This is a genomic window from Pantoea sp. X-Soil-MYKO-1289, assembly GCF_059730625.1.
In genome coordinates this window covers 1726011-1746941 of record NZ_AP036004.1, presented here as the reverse complement: position 1 = coordinate 1746941, position 20931 = coordinate 1726011, and the positions used below count along the sequence as shown (strand labels likewise).

23 protein-coding genes and 1 pseudogene are annotated in these 20931 nt (G+C 61.8%); 10 read left to right on the top strand and 14 right to left on the bottom strand.

Annotated elements, in window-relative coordinates; genetic code table 11:
• Positions 1 to 40 precede the first annotated feature (40 nt).
• Together treA and AC6I7Z_RS08355 are read left to right on the top strand one after the other, a co-directional pair.
• Positions 41 to 1726, top strand: a complete 1686-nt coding sequence (gene treA, locus AC6I7Z_RS08360; RefSeq protein ID WP_497813837.1) for an alpha,alpha-trehalase TreA — start codon at positions 41 to 43, stop codon at positions 1724 to 1726.
• 169 nt (positions 1727 to 1895) lie between these two features.
• Positions 1896 to 3998: a TonB-dependent siderophore receptor gene (locus AC6I7Z_RS08355; RefSeq protein ID WP_497813836.1), complete on the top strand. Its 2103-nt coding sequence runs from the start codon at positions 1896 to 1898 to the stop codon at positions 3996 to 3998.
• A 58-nt stretch (positions 3999 to 4056) separates the two neighbouring features.
• Here AC6I7Z_RS08355 and AC6I7Z_RS08350 read toward each other — a convergent pair whose 3' ends face one another.
• Positions 4057 to 4305, bottom strand: coding sequence for a GlsB/YeaQ/YmgE family stress response membrane protein (locus AC6I7Z_RS08350; RefSeq protein ID WP_033747725.1), 249 nt, complete (start codon positions 4303 to 4305; stop codon positions 4057 to 4059).
• Positions 4306 to 4513: 208 nt separating this feature from the next.
• Here AC6I7Z_RS08350 and AC6I7Z_RS08345 point away from each other — a divergent pair.
• Both AC6I7Z_RS08345 and AC6I7Z_RS08340 read left to right on the top strand, forming a co-directional pair.
• Positions 4514 to 5249 (top strand): annotated as a pseudogene (locus AC6I7Z_RS08345) (flagellar brake protein).
• Between the two features lie 95 nt (positions 5250 to 5344).
• Positions 5345 to 6469, top strand: coding sequence for a mechanosensitive ion channel family protein (locus AC6I7Z_RS08340; RefSeq protein ID WP_497813835.1), 1125 nt, complete (start codon positions 5345 to 5347; stop codon positions 6467 to 6469).
• A gap of 135 nt (positions 6470 to 6604) precedes the next feature.
• Here the strand turns inward: AC6I7Z_RS08340 and AC6I7Z_RS08335 are convergent, their stop codons facing one another.
• The 7 genes from AC6I7Z_RS08335 to AC6I7Z_RS08305 form a co-directional block, all read right to left on the bottom strand.
• On the bottom strand, positions 6605 to 8095 hold the full coding sequence (locus AC6I7Z_RS08335) for an FGGY family carbohydrate kinase (RefSeq protein ID WP_497813834.1): 1491 nt from the start codon (positions 8093 to 8095) through the stop codon (positions 6605 to 6607).
• 2 nt (positions 8096 to 8097) lie between these two features.
• On the bottom strand, positions 8098 to 9042 hold the full coding sequence (locus tag AC6I7Z_RS08330) for a transketolase family protein (protein ID WP_497813833.1): 945 nt from the start codon (positions 9040 to 9042) through the stop codon (positions 8098 to 8100).
• Positions 9035 to 9865 carry a transketolase gene (locus tag AC6I7Z_RS08325; protein ID WP_497813832.1) on the bottom strand — a complete coding sequence of 277 codons (831 nt, stop codon included), beginning with the start codon at positions 9863 to 9865 and terminating at the stop codon, positions 9035 to 9037. Before AC6I7Z_RS08325 ends, AC6I7Z_RS08330 begins: the two co-directional genes overlap by 8 nt.
• 95 nt (positions 9866 to 9960) lie before the next feature.
• Positions 9961 to 11067, bottom strand: coding sequence for an ABC transporter permease (locus AC6I7Z_RS08320; RefSeq protein WP_277268848.1), 1107 nt, complete (start codon positions 11065 to 11067; stop codon positions 9961 to 9963).
• 2 nt (positions 11068 to 11069) lie between these two features.
• A complete protein-coding gene (locus tag AC6I7Z_RS08315) occupies positions 11070 to 12584 on the bottom strand; it encodes a sugar ABC transporter ATP-binding protein (RefSeq protein ID WP_497813831.1) in 1515 nt (504 codons plus the stop codon).
• Positions 12581 to 13189 (bottom strand): DUF2291 family protein, encoded by a 609-nt coding sequence (locus AC6I7Z_RS08310; protein ID WP_497813830.1) that lies wholly within the window; start codon positions 13187 to 13189, stop codon positions 12581 to 12583. Before AC6I7Z_RS08310 ends, AC6I7Z_RS08315 begins: the two co-directional genes overlap by 4 nt.
• An 11-nt stretch (positions 13190 to 13200) precedes the next feature.
• On the bottom strand, positions 13201 to 14142 hold the full coding sequence (locus tag AC6I7Z_RS08305) for a D-ribose ABC transporter substrate-binding protein (RefSeq protein ID WP_497813829.1): 942 nt from the start codon (positions 14140 to 14142) through the stop codon (positions 13201 to 13203).
• Between the two features lie 183 nt (positions 14143 to 14325).
• Between AC6I7Z_RS08305 and AC6I7Z_RS08300 the strand changes: the two genes are divergently transcribed.
• Positions 14326 to 15273: a sugar-binding transcriptional regulator gene (locus tag AC6I7Z_RS08300; protein WP_033789666.1), complete on the top strand. Its 948-nt coding sequence runs from the start codon at positions 14326 to 14328 to the stop codon at positions 15271 to 15273.
• Between the two features lie 4 nt (positions 15274 to 15277).
• Here the strand turns inward: AC6I7Z_RS08300 and emtA are convergent, their stop codons facing one another.
• On the bottom strand, positions 15278 to 15907 hold the full coding sequence (emtA, locus tag AC6I7Z_RS08295; protein ID WP_497813828.1) for a membrane-bound lytic murein transglycosylase EmtA: 630 nt from the start codon (positions 15905 to 15907) through the stop codon (positions 15278 to 15280).
• A gap of 167 nt (positions 15908 to 16074) precedes the next feature.
• Between emtA and ldcA the strand changes: the two genes are divergently transcribed.
• Positions 16075 to 17001, top strand: coding sequence for a muramoyltetrapeptide carboxypeptidase (gene ldcA / locus AC6I7Z_RS08290; protein ID WP_497813827.1), 927 nt, complete (start codon positions 16075 to 16077; stop codon positions 16999 to 17001).
• Positions 17002 to 17023: 22 nt separating this feature from the next.
• A complete protein-coding gene (locus AC6I7Z_RS08285; RefSeq protein WP_497813826.1) occupies positions 17024 to 17686 on the top strand; it encodes an MBL fold metallo-hydrolase in 663 nt (220 codons plus the stop codon).
• On the opposite strand, the gene AC6I7Z_RS08280 is transcribed toward AC6I7Z_RS08285, so the two are convergent.
• The 3 genes from AC6I7Z_RS08280 to AC6I7Z_RS08270 form a co-directional block, all read right to left on the bottom strand.
• A complete protein-coding gene (locus AC6I7Z_RS08280) occupies positions 17687 to 18100 on the bottom strand; it encodes a GNAT family N-acetyltransferase (RefSeq protein WP_497813825.1) in 414 nt (137 codons plus the stop codon).
• A 21-nt stretch (positions 18101 to 18121) separates the two neighbouring features.
• Positions 18122 to 18505 carry a hypothetical protein gene (locus AC6I7Z_RS08275; protein ID WP_497813824.1) on the bottom strand — a complete coding sequence of 128 codons (384 nt, stop codon included), beginning with the start codon at positions 18503 to 18505 and terminating at the stop codon, positions 18122 to 18124.
• Between the two features lie 124 nt (positions 18506 to 18629).
• Positions 18630 to 18854 (bottom strand): YgdI/YgdR family lipoprotein, encoded by a 225-nt coding sequence (locus AC6I7Z_RS08270; protein WP_497813823.1) that lies wholly within the window; start codon positions 18852 to 18854, stop codon positions 18630 to 18632.
• 97 nt (positions 18855 to 18951) lie between these two features.
• Here AC6I7Z_RS08270 and AC6I7Z_RS08265 point away from each other — a divergent pair, with 97 nt between their 5' ends.
• On the top strand, positions 18952 to 19308 hold the full coding sequence (locus AC6I7Z_RS08265) for a DUF4186 domain-containing protein (protein WP_497813822.1): 357 nt from the start codon (positions 18952 to 18954) through the stop codon (positions 19306 to 19308).
• A gap of 37 nt (positions 19309 to 19345) precedes the next feature.
• Here AC6I7Z_RS08265 and AC6I7Z_RS08260 read toward each other — a convergent pair whose 3' ends face one another.
• A complete protein-coding gene (locus tag AC6I7Z_RS08260) occupies positions 19346 to 19525 on the bottom strand; it encodes a hypothetical protein (protein WP_033747773.1) in 180 nt (59 codons plus the stop codon).
• 213 nt (positions 19526 to 19738) lie between these two features.
• Here AC6I7Z_RS08260 and AC6I7Z_RS08255 point away from each other — a divergent pair, with 213 nt between their 5' ends.
• Positions 19739 to 20068 (top strand): hypothetical protein, encoded by a 330-nt coding sequence (locus AC6I7Z_RS08255; RefSeq protein ID WP_033789660.1) that lies wholly within the window; start codon positions 19739 to 19741, stop codon positions 20066 to 20068.
• 62 nt (positions 20069 to 20130) lie between these two features.
• Positions 20131 to 20694: a hypothetical protein gene (locus AC6I7Z_RS08250; RefSeq protein ID WP_497813821.1), complete on the top strand. Its 564-nt coding sequence runs from the start codon at positions 20131 to 20133 to the stop codon at positions 20692 to 20694.
• Between the two features lie 11 nt (positions 20695 to 20705).
• On the opposite strand, the gene AC6I7Z_RS08245 is transcribed toward AC6I7Z_RS08250, so the two are convergent.
• Positions 20706 to 20912, bottom strand: coding sequence for a DUF2767 family protein (locus tag AC6I7Z_RS08245; RefSeq protein ID WP_048785169.1), 207 nt, complete (start codon positions 20910 to 20912; stop codon positions 20706 to 20708).
• Positions 20913 to 20931 lie beyond the last annotated feature (19 nt).

Below are 20931 nucleotides of genomic sequence, written 5' to 3'. Positions count from 1 at the left end.
GCGTTACGCGCGGCCGCCTTTCGGACAAGGAGAAAAACCGATGAAGAAAACTGTCGTAACCGCGCCTGTCGGGCGTCAGGGAGTCGCGCCAGTGCTGCTGACTCTGCTGCTGGGTCTGCCTGCGCTGATGGCGCACGCAGACGATAACTCACGTATGCTCAGCAGCCAGCCGCAGCCGCCGGATGTTCGGCTGGGTCCGTTGTTTAACGCGGTACAGCAGGCGCAGTTCTATCCCGACCAGAAAACCTTCGCCGACGCGGTGCCGAAGTTCGACCCGGCGTCGATTCTGGCGGACTGGCAGATGCAAAAAAATCAGCGCAATTTCGATCTGAAGCGTTTCGTCGCCAGCAACTTTACCCTGCCCGCCGCGGGCGAAAAATATGTGCCGCCCGCCGGCCAGAGCCTGCGCGCGCATATCGACGGCCTGTGGCCGGTGCTGACGCGCACCGCCAAAAGCGCCGGGCGTTACGATTCGCTGCTGCCGCTGCCGAAACCCTATGTGGTGCCGGGCGGCCGCTTCCGCGAGGTTTACTACTGGGACAGCTATTTCACCATGCTCGGCCTGGCCGAGAGCGGCCACTGGGATCGCGTGCAGGATATGGTAGATAACTTCGCGTGGGAGCTGGATACCTACGGTCATATTCCCAACGGCAACCGCAGCTACTACCTCAGCCGCTCGCAGCCGCCTTTCTTTAGCCTGATGGTCGATCTGCTGGCGACGCACCAGGGCGACGCGGCCTACACCCAATACCTGCCGCAGCTGCAGAAAGAGTACGACTACTGGATGGCGGACAGCGATAGCGTCGCCGCCGGTCAGGCGAGCAAGCGCGTGATCAAGCTGGCGGACGGCACCGTGCTTAACCGCTACTGGGACGCGCGCGACGTGCCGCGCACCGAATCCTGGCTGGATGACGTCAATACCGCGAAAAAAGCGCCGCAGCGCGACAAAGGCGAACTCTACCGCGATCTGCGCGCCGGGGCCGCGTCCGGCTGGGACTTCAGCTCGCGCTGGTTCAGCGACGCGCATAATCTCGCCTCGATCCGCACCACTCAGCTGGCGCCTGTCGATCTCAACAGCCTGCTGTTCCATCTCGAGCAGACGCTGGCCAAAGCGTATCGCCTCGATAAACAGCAGGATAAGGCGAAGCAGTTCGCCGATCTGGCGGAGAAGCGTCAGGCGGCGGTGAACCGCTATCTGTGGGATGAGAAACAGGGCTGGTACGCCGACTACGACAGCAAAACGCGTCAGGCCAGCCCGCAGCTGACCGCCGCAGCGCTCTTCCCGCTCTATATGCAGCTGGCCAGCGACAAGCAGGCCGATCGCACCGCCTCGGCGGTAGAGAAACAGCTGCTGAAAGCGGGCGGTCTGCTCACCACCACGGTGAACAACGGCCAGCAGTGGGACGCGCCTAACGGCTGGGCGCCGCTGCAGTGGGTGGCGGTAGAAGGTCTGGAGCACTACAACAAGCCGCAGCTGGCGCAGCAGGTCGGCATGCGCTTCCTGCAGAACGTCCAGACCACCTACGACAAAGAGCATAAGCTGGTCGAGAAGTATGTGGTCGACGGGCCGAACCTCGGCGGCGGCGGCGGCGGCGAATATCCGCTGCAGGACGGCTTCGGCTGGACCAACGGCGTGACGCTGATGCTGCTCGATAAGTATTGTCCGAAAGAGAAAACCTGCAACAGCGCCCAGGATATTCCTCAGGCCGCGGCGACAGCGAAGTAACCTCCCCCAGACGAAGGGCCACTCCCGGCCCTTCGTTTTATTTTTGTCTTCTCCTGTTCAACAAACCTTGAAACATTTTTCACATATTGATAATAATTCTCACTCTGATTTTGAGAATCTTTATCATACATATGCCGCCTGTTGAAGGTGGGCCGAACAAGGACAGGATATGATGCTGCCGTTTTCCCCTCACCGCTGCGCGCTGCTGTGCGCGCTGGCGATCGCTCTGCCCGCCGCCAGCCTGGCGGCCGACACGCTGACGGTAACCGCCTCGCCACGGGAGAGCGCCTACGGCCCGACTCAGGGCTATCTCGTCACCACCAGCGCAGGCGCCACCAAAAGCGATCGCCCGCTGCTCACGACGCCGCAGTCGGTCTCGGTGATCGCTCGCCAGCAGATCGACGATCAGGGCGCCATCGATCTCAATCAGGTGCTGAACTATACGCCAGGGGTTTTCTCCAACTTCGGCGGCGCCGCGACCCGCTACGACACCATTTCGCTGCGCGGCTTCCACGGCGGCGACGTGGATAATACCTTCCTCGACGGCCTGCGCCTGATGAGCGATGGCGGCAGCTATAACGTTTTGCAGGTCGATCCCTGGTTTCTGGAGCGTGTCGACGTAATTAAAGGCCCCTCTTCCGCGCTGTACGGCCAGACGGTGCCGGGCGGGCTGGTGAACCAGACCACGCGCCGCCCGCAGTTCAGCGAAGCGGGCCACTTCCGGCTGACGGCAGGCACCCAGGATACGCGCGGCGCGGCGTTCGACTACACCAACGCCATCAACAACGAGTGGGCGTTTCGCCTTACCGGCATGACGCGCAACAGCGATACCCAGTATGACCACACGCGCGAGGAGAAGTACGCGCTGATGCCGCAGCTGATGTGGCAGCCCACGGAAGATACCCAGCTGCTGCTGCGCGCCTATCTGCAAAAAGATCCTTCGGGCGGCTATCACGGCTCGGTGCCGGGCGACGGCGCGCTGAGCGCCCACAACGGCGCGAAGCTCAGCACCGGTTTTTACGACGGCGATCCGTCGCTGGACCAGTTCAAGCGCCGCGAACAGATCTACAGCTATGATTTCCAGCACCGCTTTAGCGACGTCTGGTCGTTTTCCTCGACCGGAAGCTACAGCCACTCAAACGTCGATCTCGACCAGGTTTATCAGGTCGGCTGGCAGTCGCCCGGCAGCAACATCCTTAACCGCTACTACTCCGGCGAACGCTCCTCGCTCTCCGCCTGGGCGACGGATAACCGCGTTACGGCGGAGTTCGACACCGGCGAGCTGGCGCACCGCCTGTCGATCGGCGCGGAGTATCACCGTTACAAGAACGATTTAAGCGACGCGGGCGGCGCGGCCAGCGCGCTCAACGCCGATACCGGCGCGGCACTGGGGCCGATGCCGGACTATAGCTGGACGCGCGAGACGCGCCGCTACTACCAGACCGGCCTCTACCTGCAGGATGAGATGACGTGGGATCGCTGGCATCTCGATCTCTCCGGCCGCTACGACCGCATCGTTGCCGACAACAGCGGCACGGCGCGCCGACAGGACGATCACGTCAGCGGGCGCGCGGCGCTGCTCTACGCCTTCGACAACGGCGTCTCGCCCTATGTGAGCTACAGCCAGGCGATTACGTCGACCGCGCTGACCGGCACCGACGGCAACCTGCTGCGCCCGACCACTTCGGAGCAGTATGAGACGGGCATAAAATATCAGCCGGCAGGCACGCGCGATCTCTATACCCTGGCGCTCTACGATCTGACGCAGAAAGATGTCGCCACGCGCAATATCGTCGACTCCACCTATACGCCGACCGGCAAAGTGCATTCGCAGGGCATCGAGCTGGAGGCGCGCAATCAGCTGACGCCGCGTCTGAGCACCGTGGCGGGCTATACCCTTAACCACCTGCGCTATAAGGAGACGCTGGACGGCAATGATGGCCACACGCCTTACGTCACGCCGAACAGCATGGCCTCGTTCTGGGGTCATTATCAGTTTGACGGCGGCATCAGCGCGGGCGCGGGCGTGCGCTATATCGGCAAACAGTGGGCGGATAATGAGAACAGCCGACGCGTGCCGTCGGTAACGCTGTTCGACGCCTCGGTGCGCGCCGATCTCGGCGTCTGGAACAGCGCGCTGCGCGGCGCGTGGTTACAGGTCAACGCGAATAACCTGACCGATCGTCACTATGTGGCCGCCTGTTACGGCACGGGCTACTGCTACTGGGGCGCGGAGCGTTCGCTGCTGGTGTCGGTGGGATACGATTTCTAGCGGGGAAAGTAAAACGGGACGACAAAGTCGTCCCGTTGCAGTTCTTACGCTATGCGTTTCAGCTACGGACTTTACGGTAGATAAACAGCACGACAAGCGCGCCGATAACCGCGACCACAAAGCTGCCGAAGTTAAAGCCGTCAACCCGACCGAAGCCAAACAGCGTACTGATCCAGCCGCCGACGACCGCACCGATAATACCCAGAATAACGGTTACGATAAAACCACCGCCATCTTTGCCCGGCATGATCCATTTAGCGAGAATACCGGCGATTAAACCAAAGATGATCCATGAAATGATACCCATCTACTACTCCTTCCTTTTTGATTAGGTTGTGACCGCCTGATTAATCAGGAGAATTACAGAGCTAAGTATAGACAGGAAATTTCCTGCTGCAGGATTAACAGCGACAAAAATTGACTTAAAAACCTAAAGCTTCCGCGCCCGCCGCCGATAACGGAGAGAGAATAAAGCATCAGATAACAGCTAATTTGCCCTCTTTTGGAGCCAGTAAGTGAAAGAAGCCGACAAAGAACAGTATCTCAAACGTGGCACGCTGGCGGTTCTCGGCGTGATAAAGGATTTGCTACGGTTTCAGACGCCTTTAATGGTCACTTTTTCGCGCGGTCAGTTTATCAGCCGTATGCTGGATGCCGACGAGGATCGTATTGTTTTCGACCTCGGCAGCAATAATCTCGACAACGAGTATGTGCTTTCATGCAGCGATGTGAGCATCCTCGCGGAAACTTACGGCGCCAAAGTAGAGTTCAGCCTGTCCTCGCTGGAAAGAACCACCTTCCAGGGGCTGCCCGCCTTTAGCGCGCCGCTGCCCGAGCTGCTGTGGCAGATCCAGCGTCGTGAGTTTTTCCGCATCTCCGCGCCGCTCGATCCGATCTTTTACTGTCACAGCGAGTGGCCCAACGGCAAAAAGGTGCGTTTCCGCCTGCAGGATCTGTCGCTGGGCGGCATCGGCGTGCTGGTGGACGAGGCGCTGCCGGAGGGGCTGAGCAGCGGCGACAAGTTTAAAAAAGCTGCACGTCGAGCTGGGCGAATATGGCCAGTTCGAGGTCGGCGCGCAGCTGCTGCATATCGGCGAGCGCAGCGTGGTGACCAGCAAAAATGAAACGCGCGTCACGCCGCGTCTCAGCTTTCGTTTTACCGCCATCGAGCCGCTGCAGGAGCGTCAGCTACAGCAGGTTATTTTCGCCCTTGAGCGCCTGGCGCGCGATAAAGCGAATCGATTTCAGTAGTTTTTCAGTGATTTGCGCTGCCTCCCGGCGCATCCAGGCTATGCTTCTCCTTGCTCTCTTTTTTAAACCGGCTCCCAGCAAAGAGAAACTCCCCAATGGAAAACTGGCTCTCATCAGGCTATTTTCAACGTCTTTTTCTTAATCAGACTTTCTGGATCAACAGCGCTATTGTGGTGGCAGGCACGCTGTTGATCTACTGGCTGCTGCGCAGCGCCATTCGCTTTATCTCTGGCCGCATCGCGCGCTACAGCGAGCAGCGCCACGTGCGCTTCACCTCGATTCTGGTGGAGATCCTGCGCAGCACCAGCCAGCTGCTGCTGCTGATTTTTTCGCTGCTGATCGCCCTGCGCTTTGTCGACGTGCCCGCCAGCTGGGACGGCTTTATTTCTCACGGCTGGTTCCTTGCCTTCGCCGTGCAGTTAGCCATGTGGATCGACTGCGGCATCCGGCTGTGGCTGCATAATCTGCTACGCGATCCGGTGCACGTGCGCAATCCAGTCACCACGGTGATCCTCGGCATTCTGCTGCGCATGGTGGTGTGGGTGATGATGCTGCTCGCCATTCTGTCGAATATGGGCATCAATATTACCGCGCTGGTGGCGAGTCTCGGCGTGGGCGGTATTGCCATCGCGCTGGCGATTCAGACGGTGCTGAGCGACGTTTTCGCCTCGCTGGCGATCGGTTTCGATAAGCCTTTCGAGCACGGCGACTTTATTGTTTTCGGCGATATCGCCGGCTCTATCGAGCATATCGGCCTGAAGACCACGCGCCTGCGCAGCCTGAGCGGCGAGCAGATCGTCTGCTCCAATACCATTCTGCTGCAGCAGACCATCCACAACTACAAGCGTATGCAGCAGCGGCGCATCGTGTTTCGCTTCGGCCTGAGCTACGGCACGCCTTCGGCGCAGGTGCGCGAAGTGAGCGATCTGGTGAAGTCGATTATTCAGGGCATTGAGCTGACCCGCTTCGATCGCGCGCATTTTTTCGCCTTTGAGGATTCGAAGCTGACCTTCGAAGTGGTCTACTTCGTGCTCGACGCCGACTACAACAAATATATGGATATTCAGCAGGAGATTAACCTGCAGCTGATGGCGGCGCTGGAGCAGCGCGATGTGCGCTTCGCCTTCCCGATCCGTCAGGTGGAGTTCAGCGGCGGCCGTATTCCGCCGGTGGAGATGCTGCGCGCGGAGAACGATGAGGAAGAGGCGCGCCGCGCCTGAATTCTCAAAACCGCACCGCTGCTTCAGGGGAAAGGTCGTTTCGGCCGAAGAGCAAAGCGCCCTTTCCCTTTGGCTATAGTGCGGCTGTGAGATGCGCGGTGAGACCTTTTTGAGGTTTCAAACGTCATCAGGCTCTTACTGAGGCGGCTGAAACCGGCAGCGCGCCACCGCCGCTATCCAGCCCTGATAGTTCTCCCGCATCGCCTGCGCCTGCTCGCTGCGCGGCTCGACGCGCGTGCCGCCCTGCAGCGCCTGCATCTCGCTGCCCTGCTGCCACCAGCCCAACACCTTGCCCGCCAGCAGCGCCGCGCCGAGCGCGGAGACCTCCGCCGTGGGCGCACGCAGTAGCGGGCGCTGCAGCACGTCCGCCTGCAGCTGCATCAGCCAGTCGTTGGCGGTCGCGCTGCCGTCCACGCAGAGCGCCGACAGCCGCTGGCCGCTCGCCTGCTCCATGGCGAAAAACACATCCGCGATCTGAAACACGATCGACTCCAGCGCCACGCGCGCCAGCACCGCAGGCGTAGCGGCGTCGGTCAGGCCGCACACCATGCCGCGCGCTTGCAGATCCCACCAGGGCGCGCCCAGCCCGGAAAGCGCCGGCACAAAATAGACGCCCTGATTGCTGTCGGCGGTGCGCGCCAGCGCGGTCAGCTCGCGCGGATCCTGAATGCCGAGCATCTTGCCCAGCCAGGCCGCGCCGGAGCCGGTGTGGGTGATATTGCCTTCGAAGGCGAAGCGCATTTCGCCATCGTGCCAGGCGACGGTGGTGCTCAGGCCGTTATCGGTCAGCAGCGGCGTCGCCATCGACATCATCAGCGAAGAGCCGGTGCCGTAGGTCGCCTTAACCACCTCTTCGTCGCCGCGCCGCTGCGCCCGCAGCGCCGCATGGGAATCGCCGATGCGCGCCAGAATCGGCGTGCCCGGCGCCAGGCCCGGAATATCGCTAATCGCCACCGCGCCCTGCGCGCTGGCCGACGGCACAATAGTCGGCAGCGCGGCGCGCGGCAGCTGAAACAGACGCAGCAGCTCATCGTCCCAGCCGCCGCTGTGCAGACTATAAAGCTGAGTGCGCGCGGCGTTGGCGTGATCGGTAACGAACACCTCGCCCGCGCTGAGCTGCCAGGCGAGCCAGCAATCGACCGTGCCGATGCAGAGTTCGCCCGCCGCCGCGCGCGCCGCGCCGTCCGGGATCGCCGCCAGCATGCCGGTGAGCTTCGCCGCCGGGAACATCGGGTCCACCGCCAGCCCGGTCAGCCCGGTAATGCGCGAGGCGTTGCCCGCGGCGCGCAGATCGCGGCAAAACGCCTCCGAGCGCCGATCCTGCCAGCTCACCAGCGGCGTAAGCGGCCTGCCGTCGCGCCGCTGCCAGATCAGCACCGACTCGCGCTGGTTGCTGATCGCCACCGCCGCCACCGGCGCGCCGCCGCACTGCGCCAGGCAGTCGGCCACCGCCTGCTTCACCGCCTGCCAGATCGCCAGCGCGTCCTGCTCCGCCAGCCCCGGCTGCGGATGCGACAGCGTCAGCGGCTGACTGCCGCGCGCCACGACGCGGCCCTGGCGATTGACGGCGATCGCCTTGGCATTGGTGGTGCCTTCGTCAATCGCCAGAATAAGGGCGTCTTCCATGGTCAGGCTCCCGCGCAAATGCGCACCGCGCTGTTGACGACGCTCGCGGCGTCGATGCCGTGATACGCGCGCGTGGAGGCGCGATCGCCCGCAATGGCGTACTGCCCGTCCGGGATGCCCAGGCGCAGCAGCGGAATGGCACAGCCCCCTTCCGCCAGCACCTCGGCCACCAGACTGCCGACGCCGCCGTTAACGTTGTGCTCTTCCACGCTGATCACGGCTGGATAGTGATTTAGCAGGTTGCGCAGCTGTTGGGTATCGCAGGGTCTGATGGATGGAATGCTGATCACACCCGCCGAGATCCCTTTTTCAGCCAGTTGCTCCGCCGCGTGAACAATCTCATGCACCGTCGAGCCCATCGCCACCAGCGCGATATCCTTGCCTTCGCGCAGCTGGTCGATTTTGCCCGGCTCGAAGCGGTAATCCTCGCTGTGCAGCTGCGGCAGATCTTTGCCGTCGAGGCGGATATAGACCGGGCCGACATGATCAAGCGCATAGTCGATGATCTGACGGCACTCCAGCGGACAGGCGGGCGCATAAATTTCGATGTTGCCGAAGCCGCGCATCACCGCGATATCGTCGATGCTGTGGTGGGTGCTGGCGAGCGGGCCATAGCTGGCGCCGGCGTTCAGGCCGAACAGCTTGACGTTGGTGTTGTTGTAGCAGACGTCGACCTTGACCTGCTCGTTGGCGCGCGACACCAGGAACGGCGCGGCGTTGCAGGTCACGGCGATCTTGCCGCCCAGCGCCAGCCCGGCGGCGGTGCCGACCAGCGTCTGCTCGGCGATGCCGACGTTCACCAGCCGATCGGGAAAGGCTTTGATAAAGGGCGAAATTTTTGCGGTTGAGGTGGAGTCCGCCACCACCGGCACCAGATCTACGCCGCGGTTCACCGCGTCGATAAAGGCGGTCACCATTACGCTGGCTAAATGTTGTGCATTACTCATCTTTCAGTTCCTCCAGTGCCAGTTCGATCTCTTCGCCTTTCGGCACGCGGTGATGCCACTCCGCTTTACTCTGAATAAAGGAAATGCCGTAGCCTTTTTCGGTATGCGCCACGATAACCTGCGGCTTGCCGTTCTGCGGCAGGCTTTCAATGGTTTCGACCACCTGCGCCATATCGTTGCCGTTGCACTCGGTGACCTCCAGGCCGAAGGCGCGCCATTTTTCCGGCAGCGGGTCGGTGTTCATGATGTCGCGCGTCGCGCCCGCCAGCTGCAGCTTGTTCTTGTCGTTGATGATGATCAGGTTGTCGAGGCCGTAGTGCGCCGCGACCAGCGCCGCCTCCCAGTTGCTCCCCTCCGCCAGCTCGCCGTCGCCGGTCACCACGAAGATGCGCCGCTTGCTGCCATCTTTTTTCGCCGCCAGCGCCAGCCCCACCGCGACCGGCAGGCCATGGCCGAGCGCGCCGGTATTCAGCTCCACGCCCGGGGTTTTCTGCCGCACCGGATGGCCCGGCAGATGCGAATCAGCATGCTGATAGGTGGGCAGCCAGTCGACCGGAAAATAGCCCGCTTCCGCCAGCACGCAGTAGTAACCGCCGACCGCATGGCCTTTGGACTGGATATAGATGTCGCGCTGCGGATCCTCGGTGCGATCTGGCGCGCAGTTGAGAATGCGAAAGTAGAGCGCGGTCAGAATATCCGCCTGCGACAGATCCGCGCCGGTATGGCCGCCGGCCGGGCTGCCCGCGTTAAGCTGGATAATGCGGCGGCGCACGGCGCGCGCCTTACGCTGCAGTTCGTCGACCGGAAGTTTGAAAGGATTCATACATCACCTCTGAATTAAAAATCATGTCCGAATATATATTCGCAAGGGGTAAAAAAAGGGGGTGCAGCAAAACGATCCGCCTGCACCGCCACCGATTAACTTTTTGCCTCTGCGCCCTCCTCGATCAGCGCCTTCTGCGCCACCACCGCCGCTTTCTGCTGCATGCGGTTTTGCATCTGGTCGATGATGACGGCGATGATGATAACGATGCCCTTGATCACCATCTGCCAGAATTCGCTCACCCCCATCATGATCAGGCCGTCGGCGAGAAAGCCGATAACAAAGGCGCCGACCAGGGTGCCGAGAATGGTGCCGCGCCCGCCCGCCAGCGACGTGCCGCCCAGCACCACCGCCGCAATGGCGTTCATCTCGAACGAGGTGCCGTTGGCCGGATGGCTGGCAACCAGCTGCGACGACACCACGATGCCCGCTATCGCCGCGCAGAAGCCGGAGAGCGTATAGACCCAGATTTTCACCTGCTTCACTTTGACGCCGGAAAGCTCCGCGGCGCGCTCGTTGTCGCCGATGGCGTAGACCTGGCGGCCGAACGGCAGGCGACGGGCGATATAGGCGATCACCAGCGCCAGCACGATCATCATCCAGATGGCGTACGGCAGGCCGAGCAGCGATCCGGCGCCGATGCGGTCGAAGCCGGTGTTGCCGAGCAGCGGATTGCCCTGCAAACCAGGGAAGGTTTCGCCGCCTGAGGTGAGCATCGCCGCGCCGCGCAGGATATACATGGTGCCCAGCGTGCAGATAAAGGGCGCGACGTTGTAGCGGGTGATGATCCAGCCGTTGGCCGCGCCAATCAGGCCGCCCACCAGCAGCACCAGCGGCACAATCACCCAGACGCTGGGAAAGATGGCGATGCCGAACATCGGCAGCACGATCCCTTTGGTGATCAGCCAGCCGGCAATCATGCCGCACAGCCCCAGCGTCGCGCCGATAGAGAGGTCGATGCCAGCGGTGATAATCACGAAGGTGATGCCCAGCGCCAGAAAGGCGTTGATGGCGATATGCTTCACCATAATCACCAGGCTGCCGAGCGCGAGAAAGTCCGGCACGGTGATGGCGAAGAAGCCGACAATCAAAAACAGCGCGATAAAGGTGCGCAGCTTCAGCAGCAGCAGGATAATGCTCTCGCGCGAGTTAAACGCCTTCGCCGGCTGGCCGGCCATTGTCATAGCGTTGTTGCCTTTCATGCTCAAAACCCCTGTGCGCTTGCTTTCACCAGCGCTGACTCTTCCGCGTCGCCGCGCGGAATATCAGCCGTAAGTTTGCCGCCCGACATCACCAGGATGCGATCGGCCACCGCCATGATCTCTTTCAAATCGGAGGTGGAGAAGAGCACCGCGATGCCCTGCTCCGACAGCCGCACCATCATGCGAAACACTTCCCCTTTGGCGCCGACGTCGATGCCGCGGCTCGGTTCGTCCAGCAGCAGCAGGCGCGGATTGGTCAGCAGCGAACGGCCGATCACCACCTTCTGCTGATTGCCGCCGCTCAGGGCGCTGATCGCCACCTCGGGCGAGGAGATCTTGATCGCCAGATTGCCGACGGTGCTGGTCACCGCCGCCCGCTCTTCCTGCTGGGCGATGGCGAAGCGGTGCGTCAGCCGGCGCCACAGGCTGGCGATGGTGAGGTTGCTCGCCACCGAGGACCCCGGGAAAATGCCGGCGCGCTTGCGATCTTCCGGCACCAGGCTCATGCCCATGCGGATGCGCTCGGCGGGCGGCAGCCGCGTTGGCACCGGCTTGCTGTCGAGCCAGATTTTGCCGAGGTAGTTGCGTTCGCTGCCGAGCAGACACTCGAAGAGTTCGGTGCGCCCCGCGCCCATCAGCCCGTAGATGCCGACGATCTCTCCGGCGCGCACGTTAAAGGTGACGTCATCCACCAGGGTGTTGCCGTTGGGGCTGACGCAGGTAATGTGCTCCGCCTCCAGCACCGCCGCGCCGAAAGTGCGTCCGTCCGGCAGAAAGTTGCTCATCGGCTCGCTGCCGAGCATTTCGCGTACGATCCAGGGCACGTCGATATCGCTGACCTGCGCTTCCGCCTGAAAGCGGCCGTCGCGCAGGATGGTGATCACGTCGCCGATCGCCATCAGCTCTTCGAGGCGATGCGAGATATAGATCAGGGTGACGCCCTGGCGCGTCAGCTCGCGGATAACGCGGAACAGGATCTCCACTTCGGTTTTGCTGAGCGCCGAGGTCGGCTCGTCGAGGATAAGAATGTCGGCGTCTTCCGCCAGCGCCTTGGCGATCTCCACCAGCTGCTGCTGCCCGACCTTGAGATTGCCGACCGGCTCTTTCGGCGAAATCGGCTGGTCAAGGCGCGCCATCAGCGCGGCGGCGCGGCGCTCCTGCTCCGCTTCATTAATGGGGCGGATGCCGTGCTGCAGCTCGCGGCCGAGAAAAATGTTCTCCGCCACCGACAGGTTTTCAAACAGGTTCAGCTCCTGATGCACCATGCCGATACCGAGCTTTGCGGCGGCGCGCGTGCTGCTCAGCACCACCTTTTCGCCATTGAGGAACAGCTCGCCGCTGGTGGGCTGCTGCACTCCGGCGAGGATTTTCATCAGGGTCGATTTGCCCGCGCCGTTTTCGCCGATAATCACGTTGACCTTGCCGCGCCAGACGCGGTAGTCGACGCGATCCAGCGCCAGCGTGCCGGGAAAAAGCATGGTGATATTGCTGGCCTGCAGGATGATGTCGTCGCTCATGGCGCCTCTCCCTGCTTCAGCTCTACCGCCATCACATCGTTGACCACGCCGTGGCCCATTTCCACCGCCAGCAGCGCCTGCGCCGGTTTTCCGACCCAGCTGGCGTCGACCTTCGGCAGCTGCTGCACCGCGTGGCGGTTAAGCGCGCGGGTCAGCTGCGCGTACTGCACCTGATTGGTGAACTCCTCGAAGCGGAAACCCGCCGCATCGCGCAGCGCGTTGCTGCGGATCACCGGCCCGAGGCTGACTTTTACCGGCTTGCCGTTCAGGGTCAGCGTCAGGGTGCGCTCGCGGCTGTTGCTCTCGTCCACCGCCGCCACCGTGCCGCTGGCGCGCACAAAGACGCTTTCGCTGCCGCCCGCCTTCACCGTCCCGCTTTTGGTCTCCATATCCGCCCAGCTCATGGCGCGCTGCTGCGCGGCGTCGAGCACCCGGCTCTGCCAGCTCGCCTCCGCGATCTGCTGCGGCGTCTGGCTGCTGTAGCTCGGTTTCGCATGGGGATCTTTCGGCATGATCGGGTTGCCGCTGGCGTCGAGATCCACCACGGTACAACCGCTTACCGTCAGCGCCAGGGTTATCACCAGCATCGCTCCGCTCCGTTTCATGCCGCCTCCGGTCACTTCGCCAGGTTAAAGTTTTTCAGCTTCGACGCGTTGCTGTCGTCAATCAGCACGCAGTCCATCAGCTGCTTCTCTTCTTTCTGGGCTTTGCCGTTTTTCAGGTAGTAGTCCGCCTGCTCGACCGCCATCTGCGCCTGCGCCCAGCCCGGCTGCAGCACCGTCGCCTTGATGTTGCCTTTGTTGATAATGGAGTCGCGGGTGTAGTCGCTGCCGTCGAAGCCCACCACGATAACGTTGGTTTTGCCCGCCGCCTTCAGCGCCGCCTCCGCGCCCAGCGCCATGGTGTCGTTGCCGGAGATCACGCCGACGATGTTGGGGTTCTTCTGCAGGATGGTCTCCATGCGGCTGAACGCCTCGGTCTGGCTCCAGTTGGCGCTCTGCTGCGCCACCATCTTCATATCGCCGTAGTCGTCCAGCACGTCGTGATAGCCCTGCGAACGCACGCCCGCGTTGGTGTCGGACTCTTTGCCCAGCAGCTCGACGTAGCTGCCTTTGCCGTTCAGCAGTTTGGCGAACTTCTCTGCGCCGAGCTGCGCGCCCTGATAGTTATTGGAGACGATCTGCGCCACGGCGATGCCGGTTTTGTTGATTTCGCGGTCGATAAGGAAGGTGGGAATGCCGGCATCTTTGGCTTTCTGCACCGGGCCGACGGTGGCGTCCGCCCCGGCGTTATCGAGAATGATCGCTTTGGCCTTGCGCGCGATGGCGGTTTCGATCAGCTGGTTCTGTTTGTTGACGTCGTCGTCGTGCGACGCCACCAGCGTGGTGTAGCCGAGCGCCTTAGCCTTTTCCAGCGCGCCGTCCGCTTCCGCTTTAAAGAAGGGGTTGTCGTGCGACGGGGTGATGATCGCCAGCAGGCCTTTATCGGCGGCGAGCGCGGCGGTCGAGAGTGCCATCAGTGAAGCCAGTAGGGTAATTTTGACGAGAGGTGCGTTCATCAGTTATTCTCCGCTTGAATAAATATTCAATTGCGATTTTATATGCAAGATGACTATGCACCCGCTTCAGGCGGGCGCGCAACCCCGATTGTTTAAAAAGCGAAAAGGATCACAAAATGTCCCGCGTTGTGATTTCCCGCATCCTGGTTAACAATACCAGGCCGACACAGAGAGGAAGGATGAATGGCGAAACAGGATGAGCAACGGCTGATGGTGAAGATCGCCACGCTTTACTACAGCGAAGGGATGAAGCAGTCAGATATCGCGCAGATGCTGAAGTTGTCGCAGTCTTTTGTCTCGCGCATTCTCAACCGCAGCGTGAAAGAGGGCGTGGTGAAGATCAGCGTCGTGCCGCCCGCCAATATCTTTCCGGCGCTGGAGAAGGCGATCGAGCAGACCTATGGGCTGCCGCAGGCGATTGTGGTCGACGTGCCGGAAAACGCCTCTTCGCAGCAGATCAAGCAGGCGATCGGCTCGGCGGCGGCGCACTATCTGGAGACGCGGCTGCGCGCCGACGAGCTGATCGGCATCTCCTCCTGGAGCGGCACCATCCGCGCCATGGTGGATGCGCTGCACCCCTTTAACGCCGCCTGCAAAGGGGTGATCCAGCTGCTGGGCGGCGTCGGCGCCAACGGTAACGTGCAGGCGACGATTCTGACGCAAAACCTCGCGGCGCTGCTGAACTGCCCTTCCTGGCTGCTGCCCTCGCAGTCGATCGAGCACTCGGTGCAGGATCGCCAGCGGCTGGCGGCCAACCCGGACGTCGCGGAGGTGCTGGAGAAGTTTGATCAGGTGGATCTGGCTATCGTCGGCATCGGCGATCTGGAGCCGTCGGCGCTGCTGCGCAACTCCGGCAACTATTATGACGAGGAGATGCTGCGCACCCTGGCGCAGCGCGGCGCGGTGGGCGATATCTGCCTGCACTACTTCGACGCGCAGGGCGAACCGGTGCTGAGCGCGGAAGAGGATCCGGTGATCGGCATGGAGCTGGCGCAGGTGCGCAACTGCGCGCAGGTGGTGGCGCTGGCGGGCGGCAAAGAGAAGGCGCACGCCATCCGCGGCGCGCTGCGCGGCGGCTACGTCAACGTGCTGATCGTCGATTACCCCACCGCGCGGCTGCTGGTGGAGTAAGGCGTCAGATGGTGCGGTACGCCGTGGTGACCTTCCACAGGTAGCGCGGCGCCTGCGCGGCGGGATGCTTGTTCTGCACGTGCTGGTAGAACTCGTCCGGCGACATGGCGTTGATCATGGCGATAGCCCGGTCGCGGTCGCGGGAAAAGGTGCGCAGCAGCGCGCCCGCGCCGTTGGCGTAGGAGACGATAGTGGCGTAGCGCAGCGTGAGCGGATCGCGAATGCCGGAGAGCGCCGACTCCTGCAGGATCTTGATATAGGCGGCGCCGATATCGATATTTTTCGCCGGATCGCGCAGTTCCGCGGTCGACGGCTGACCGCGGCGCCCCTGCACGCGATAGACTTCCCTGCCCGCCGTCGCGGCTTTAATCTGCATCAGTCCCACCGCGTTGGAGCGGCTGACGACGCCGGGGTTGCCACCCGATTCGACAGTGATAATGGCGCTGAGCAGTTTCTCATCAACGCCATAATGACTGGCGGCATCTTCGGTGAACATCGCCCAGGTGGCGTTGATATTCGACGGCGGCGCCTGCGTAAGCGGCGTGTTGCGTTGCTTAACGACCTGTTTTGACGGTTCGCTGGCGCAGCCCGCCAGCAGCAGCGCGGAAAGGGCAAGGTATCGAAATTTCACCAATTTTTCATCCTGATGCAATGTGGTCGCAGGCTATCATACCTGGCGCGCGCCGCAGCAAAATTACCGTTTATCCTAATTGCGTAAAAAACCGTGTCGCGCAGTGACTTCCGTCGCGCTTTTCGTCATCATCGGCCAGTTAATCGCCCGCTAACCGCAGGAATAGCCTTATGATTTCTCGTTCCGTCCATCTCATTTCGCCCTCCGGATATTGTCACAACCAGCCTGCCGCCTGGCGCGGCGTCGAACGGCTGCGCGCGGCGGGCCATCAGGTCGATAATCTGGAAACCATCGGCCGCCGCTTTCAGCGTTTCGCCGGCACCGACGCCGAACGTCTCGCCGAATTCAACCGGCTGGCGCAGCTCGAGACGCTGCCCGATATCGTGCTGGCGGTGCGCGGCGGCTACGGCGCCAGCCGCCTGCTGGCGCAGATTGACTACGTCGGGCTGCAGCGCCGCCTGCTGAATCAGCCGCTGGCGCTGTGCGGCCACAGCGACTTCACCGCGCTGCAGCTCGCCCTGCTGGCGCAGACCGGCCTTGTCAGCTTTAGCGCGCCGATGCTGGCCGGCAATTTCGGCGCGGAGGTTTTATCTGATTTTACCCTGACGCACTTCTGGCAGGCGCTGACTTCGCCTACAGTCAATGTTGGCTGGCGCAGCGAGACGCCGGACGCTGGCGAGTGGCAGGGCACGCTGTGGGGCGGCAATCTGGCGATGATCTGCTCGCTGATCGGCACCCCCTGGCTGCCGCAGTTCGACGACGGCATTCTGGTGATCGAGGATGTGAATGAGCATCCGTTCCGCATCGAGCGCATGCTGATCCAGCTGCAGCAGAGCGGCATCCTCGCGCGGCAGCGCGCCATTATCACCGGCAGCTTTACCAGCAGCGCGCTCAGCGACTATGACAACGGGTTTGACTTCGCCAGCGTCTGGCAATATCTGCGCGACGTCACCGGCCTGCCGGTGATAAGCGATCTGGCCTTTGGTCATGATGCGGATACCGTCACGCTGCCGCTTGGCGCGCGCGCCCGTCTGCGCGTGGCGAACCATCAGGCCGAACTGCAGGCCACTGGCCATCCCGTATTACCCGAGCATTAAGCCGTTCTCAGGGAGATCGCCATTGAAGCCGCTGTACGACGATTTGTGGATCTCCACGCCGGAATTTCCGGCGGAAGATGCCGTTAATGATTTAATGATGCACGGCTTTATGCTGCGCCATCCGCGCGGCAACCTGCTGATTGGCCGCGTGGAGCACCCGCTCGATCATGAGGTGCTGGCCGACGAGGGCGGCGTGATCCGCCACTACCTGACCCACTGGCACGAAGCGGCGCCCGGCGCTGCCGTGATCCAGCAGCGCTTCAACAGCGCGCTTTACTGCCACAGCCGCTCTCTCGGCCCCGTCAGCCGGGTGCTGGAGCCGGACGACACCTTTAGCCAGCAGGAGACCCACTTCGGCGACGTCCACCTGCTGCCGACGCCGGGCCATACGCCAGGCAGCTGCAGCTTTCTCTACCATTCGCCGCTGGGTCGCAGCTATCTGTTCGTCGGCGACACCCTGACGCGCGATCACCATCGCTGGGTCACGGTGCTGGTGGCGGACAGCAATCCGCACGAGCTCAAGCAGTCGCTGGAGTTTTACCGCACGCTGCGGCCCGATGTGGTGCTGATGAGCACCACGCGCGGCCATCTTTCATGGGTCGAGGTGACGCTGCAAAGCTGGCTGGCGGCGATTGACGAGGCGGAGCAGCAGCCGCTGGATATGCGCCAGCAGCTGCCTTTTTGATTACAGCGCCTTGCTGAGATAGTGGCGCTGATGGTGGCGCGGGTAGTTATCCAGGCTGAAACGCAGGCTGTAGCCTAACTTTTCATAGAACGGGCGCGCCTGAAAGCTGGCGGTATCGACCTGCGCATAGCGGCAGCCGCGCTGACGCGCCTCCTCTTCCGCCGCCCTGATCAGCCGGGTGCCGACGCCCTGCCCGCGCAGCGCGTCGCTGACCCACAGCATGTCGATGCGCAGCCAGTTGCCGGCGGTCGAGCCGGTCAGTCCCGCCTGTTTTTTGCCGTGCGCGTCGGTAACGAACACGCCGATGGCTTTGATCTCGTCAATATTGATAAAGCGGCTGTTGAAGGCGTTCAGGCCGAGCCGCACCTCATCCAGATCCTGATGCGTGACCGCATCGGTAACGTTCAGTTGCATAGACTCTCCGGCTAAAGCGGGTTAAGAGTGCGGATGGGCGCGATCGTCGTAGGGCTCCAGCGACAGCTGGTCGACATCGCGCGTTTCGCTGCGGCTACAGGGTAACAGCCGGTTGCTGTCGCGGTAAACGAAGAAGGTCTCCTCGCTCGCTTTATTGACGATCAGCTGGTCGCCGTTGCGGAAGCGGGTAATGGCGACGCTGTCGCCGCTCTTCAGCCGGGTGTGCTGCTGGCCGGCGGCAATCTGAAAATGGTGCTGCGGCCAGGTAAGCGTACTCAGGCCATAGGCGGCGCGCGAGATGGTCATGGTGGGACGGCCGGGACAGGTGATCTGGAACTGGGTTTCGCTCCAGGCGGGCGCAATAGCGCAGCTCAGCAAACCAAGTGTGAGCAAAGTTGATTTCATTATCTTCAGGCTCCGTCGAAGTTATGCTCTGATTTAGTTAGCTATTTTTAGAATAACACAACAAACGGTAGGGATAAACGAAACGGCCCGCGCAGGGCGGGCCGAAGTGTGACAAAAGCTGTCGTTAATCCCCAACTTCCGACATATCTTTGATGCTGTCGCGATTGATTTGCTGCTCTTTACCGTAGACGTCTTTGTAGGTGATCATACCGGTGTCGCTATCCACCTGCGGCTTGCCCTGCGCCACAATGGTACGGCCGTCATTAGTATGCAGCACGTGGTCATTGGCGCAGCCGGCCAGCATCAGGCCCGCGCTCAGGATACCGATCGCTATAACTGTTTTTTTCATATTTCCTCCTTCCTGGGTTCGCTTTAGGTTTAGCACAGCTTCGCCAAAGCGAAACCAGGAAGAGACTTAAAACGCATTGATTCCTAAAGGAGATTCTATGGACCGGCAAGATGCCTTGTTTCAGCGGCTGGCGCAGTCGCCGTTTCGGCGGCGCTTTCATCTGGGCGTGAAGGAGCGTGAATACTGTCTGGCGAAAGGGCCGGAAGTGATCGATCGGCATGCGGCGGATTTTGTCGCGCAGCGTCTGGCGCAGGCGGAGCCGAAGAATGACGGTAAGCAGACGCCGATGCGCGGCCATCCAGTGTTTATCGCCCAGCACGCTACGGCGACCTGCTGTCGCGGCTGCCTGGCGAAGTGGCACGGCATCGCTGCTCATCAGCCGCTGGACGAAGCGCAGCAGGCGTGGATTGTCAGCGTGATCCACCGCTGGCTGGTGAGTGAGATGAACCGCTAAAAGCCCGGCGCCGCATCATGCAACCCCGGGCTGACGTTTATTCCGCCGCAACCTCGGCGGCGACCAGCATTAACGCCAGCGAGGCATCCTCCTCGTCGTATCCCTGCATCACATCGCGGATGGCCGCCACGCAGGAGATCACCTGCTGCTTCTTTTCCGCTTCAAGCCTCTCGATCGCATGACGGATAATCATTAGACTGGCTTCTTCTTCTTTCATTCAGTTTCCCTTAAATCGCCCAACTGGTGCGCAAAGATGGCAAGAATACCTTTAATGTGCTACTCAAGTCACCCTCTGGCACGTTTAAAGCTTAACTATTAATCGAACTGCAAATGGGATGCCGCGCCAGACCTGCTATGATCACAATAGCCGGGACGCAACGCGTCAAAATCAGCGCCACGGGATACCCAGGGATCGAAGCAGGTACAGGATATGTTGCGACTCACCGTTTTCACTTTTATTACGCTGCTTGCCGGCTGCGCTTCCGGCCCCAAAGGGGTCGAGTGCGCTGGCGAAGTCAGCACCATTTACGGCCAGCCGATGGGGCAGACGCAGGCGACGATTTTCGACCTCGTCAGCGCCTTCACCGTCAGCCGCGACGGCGTCAACGTGCAGAGTGGGACACTGCAGTCGCTGGATCGTTTCAAATATATCCCCTCCGCCGTGACGGCCGAAGGCTACTACGCCCAGCGGCTGTCGGATAAGCAGTTCCGCCTGATCAATCCGCACGAAGACACCATGATCACCTGGACGTGCCCTTAGGCGTGCGTCCGGCGGCCAGATAGTTTATTGTCGTGGCTCGTCAGGCTGCAGGCTCACCCTCCATGGAAAAGCGACTGGACAACAACGGCTACATCGATTTCCCCTTCCCCGCCACGCGCAACGAGGATGGTTCGCTCAACCCGTGCGGCATCGATCTCACGCTGCAGACAGAGCGTATCGATGAGATTGCGGTGCTGGCGCAGTCGCCGAATCTGCGGCGGCTGCTGGAAGAGATTAATCTGCAGGATGGGCTGTTTATGACGCTGGCGTGCGACTGGCAGCAGCGCGCCGATGCGGTATGCGGCTTTATCGATTTCGCCTTCCGTCCTGACCTGCCGGTCGCCCGGCAAGAGACGCTGACCCTCGATCAGGCTTTTGGACGCTACCTGCGCGAGCAGGCGACGCAGCACGATATGCAGCCGGACGCGTTGATTAACTACGCCCGCTGCGTGCTGGAATGGGGCTGGTCGCCGCTGCGTCAGCGCGCGCGGGAGTATGAAAAAGTGACGGTGATGTATTACTGCCAGCAGCGCGACGAGGCGGAGTGGTGCCTCGATCACCTGCGGCATTTCCTGGTGAGCTGGTATCCCGCCAGCCGCCCGGCACTGCTGGCGCAGCAGGCATAGCGGCCAGCAATTTACGGCTTAACCAGGCGGATCGCGTGCTCCAGCATGCGCTGCTCATCGCGCTCGCTGTGTGAACGATGCTGCCGCGCACGTTTCAGCAGCGCGGAAATCTCTTCCCGTTTCGTCTCATGGCCCGATTCGGCCAGCACGACCACCGCATCGCCGATGACCCGGCAGACTTCGTCGTAATCGTCTTCATTTAATGCATCGCGCTTCATCGCTCCTCCTGCCAGGCTT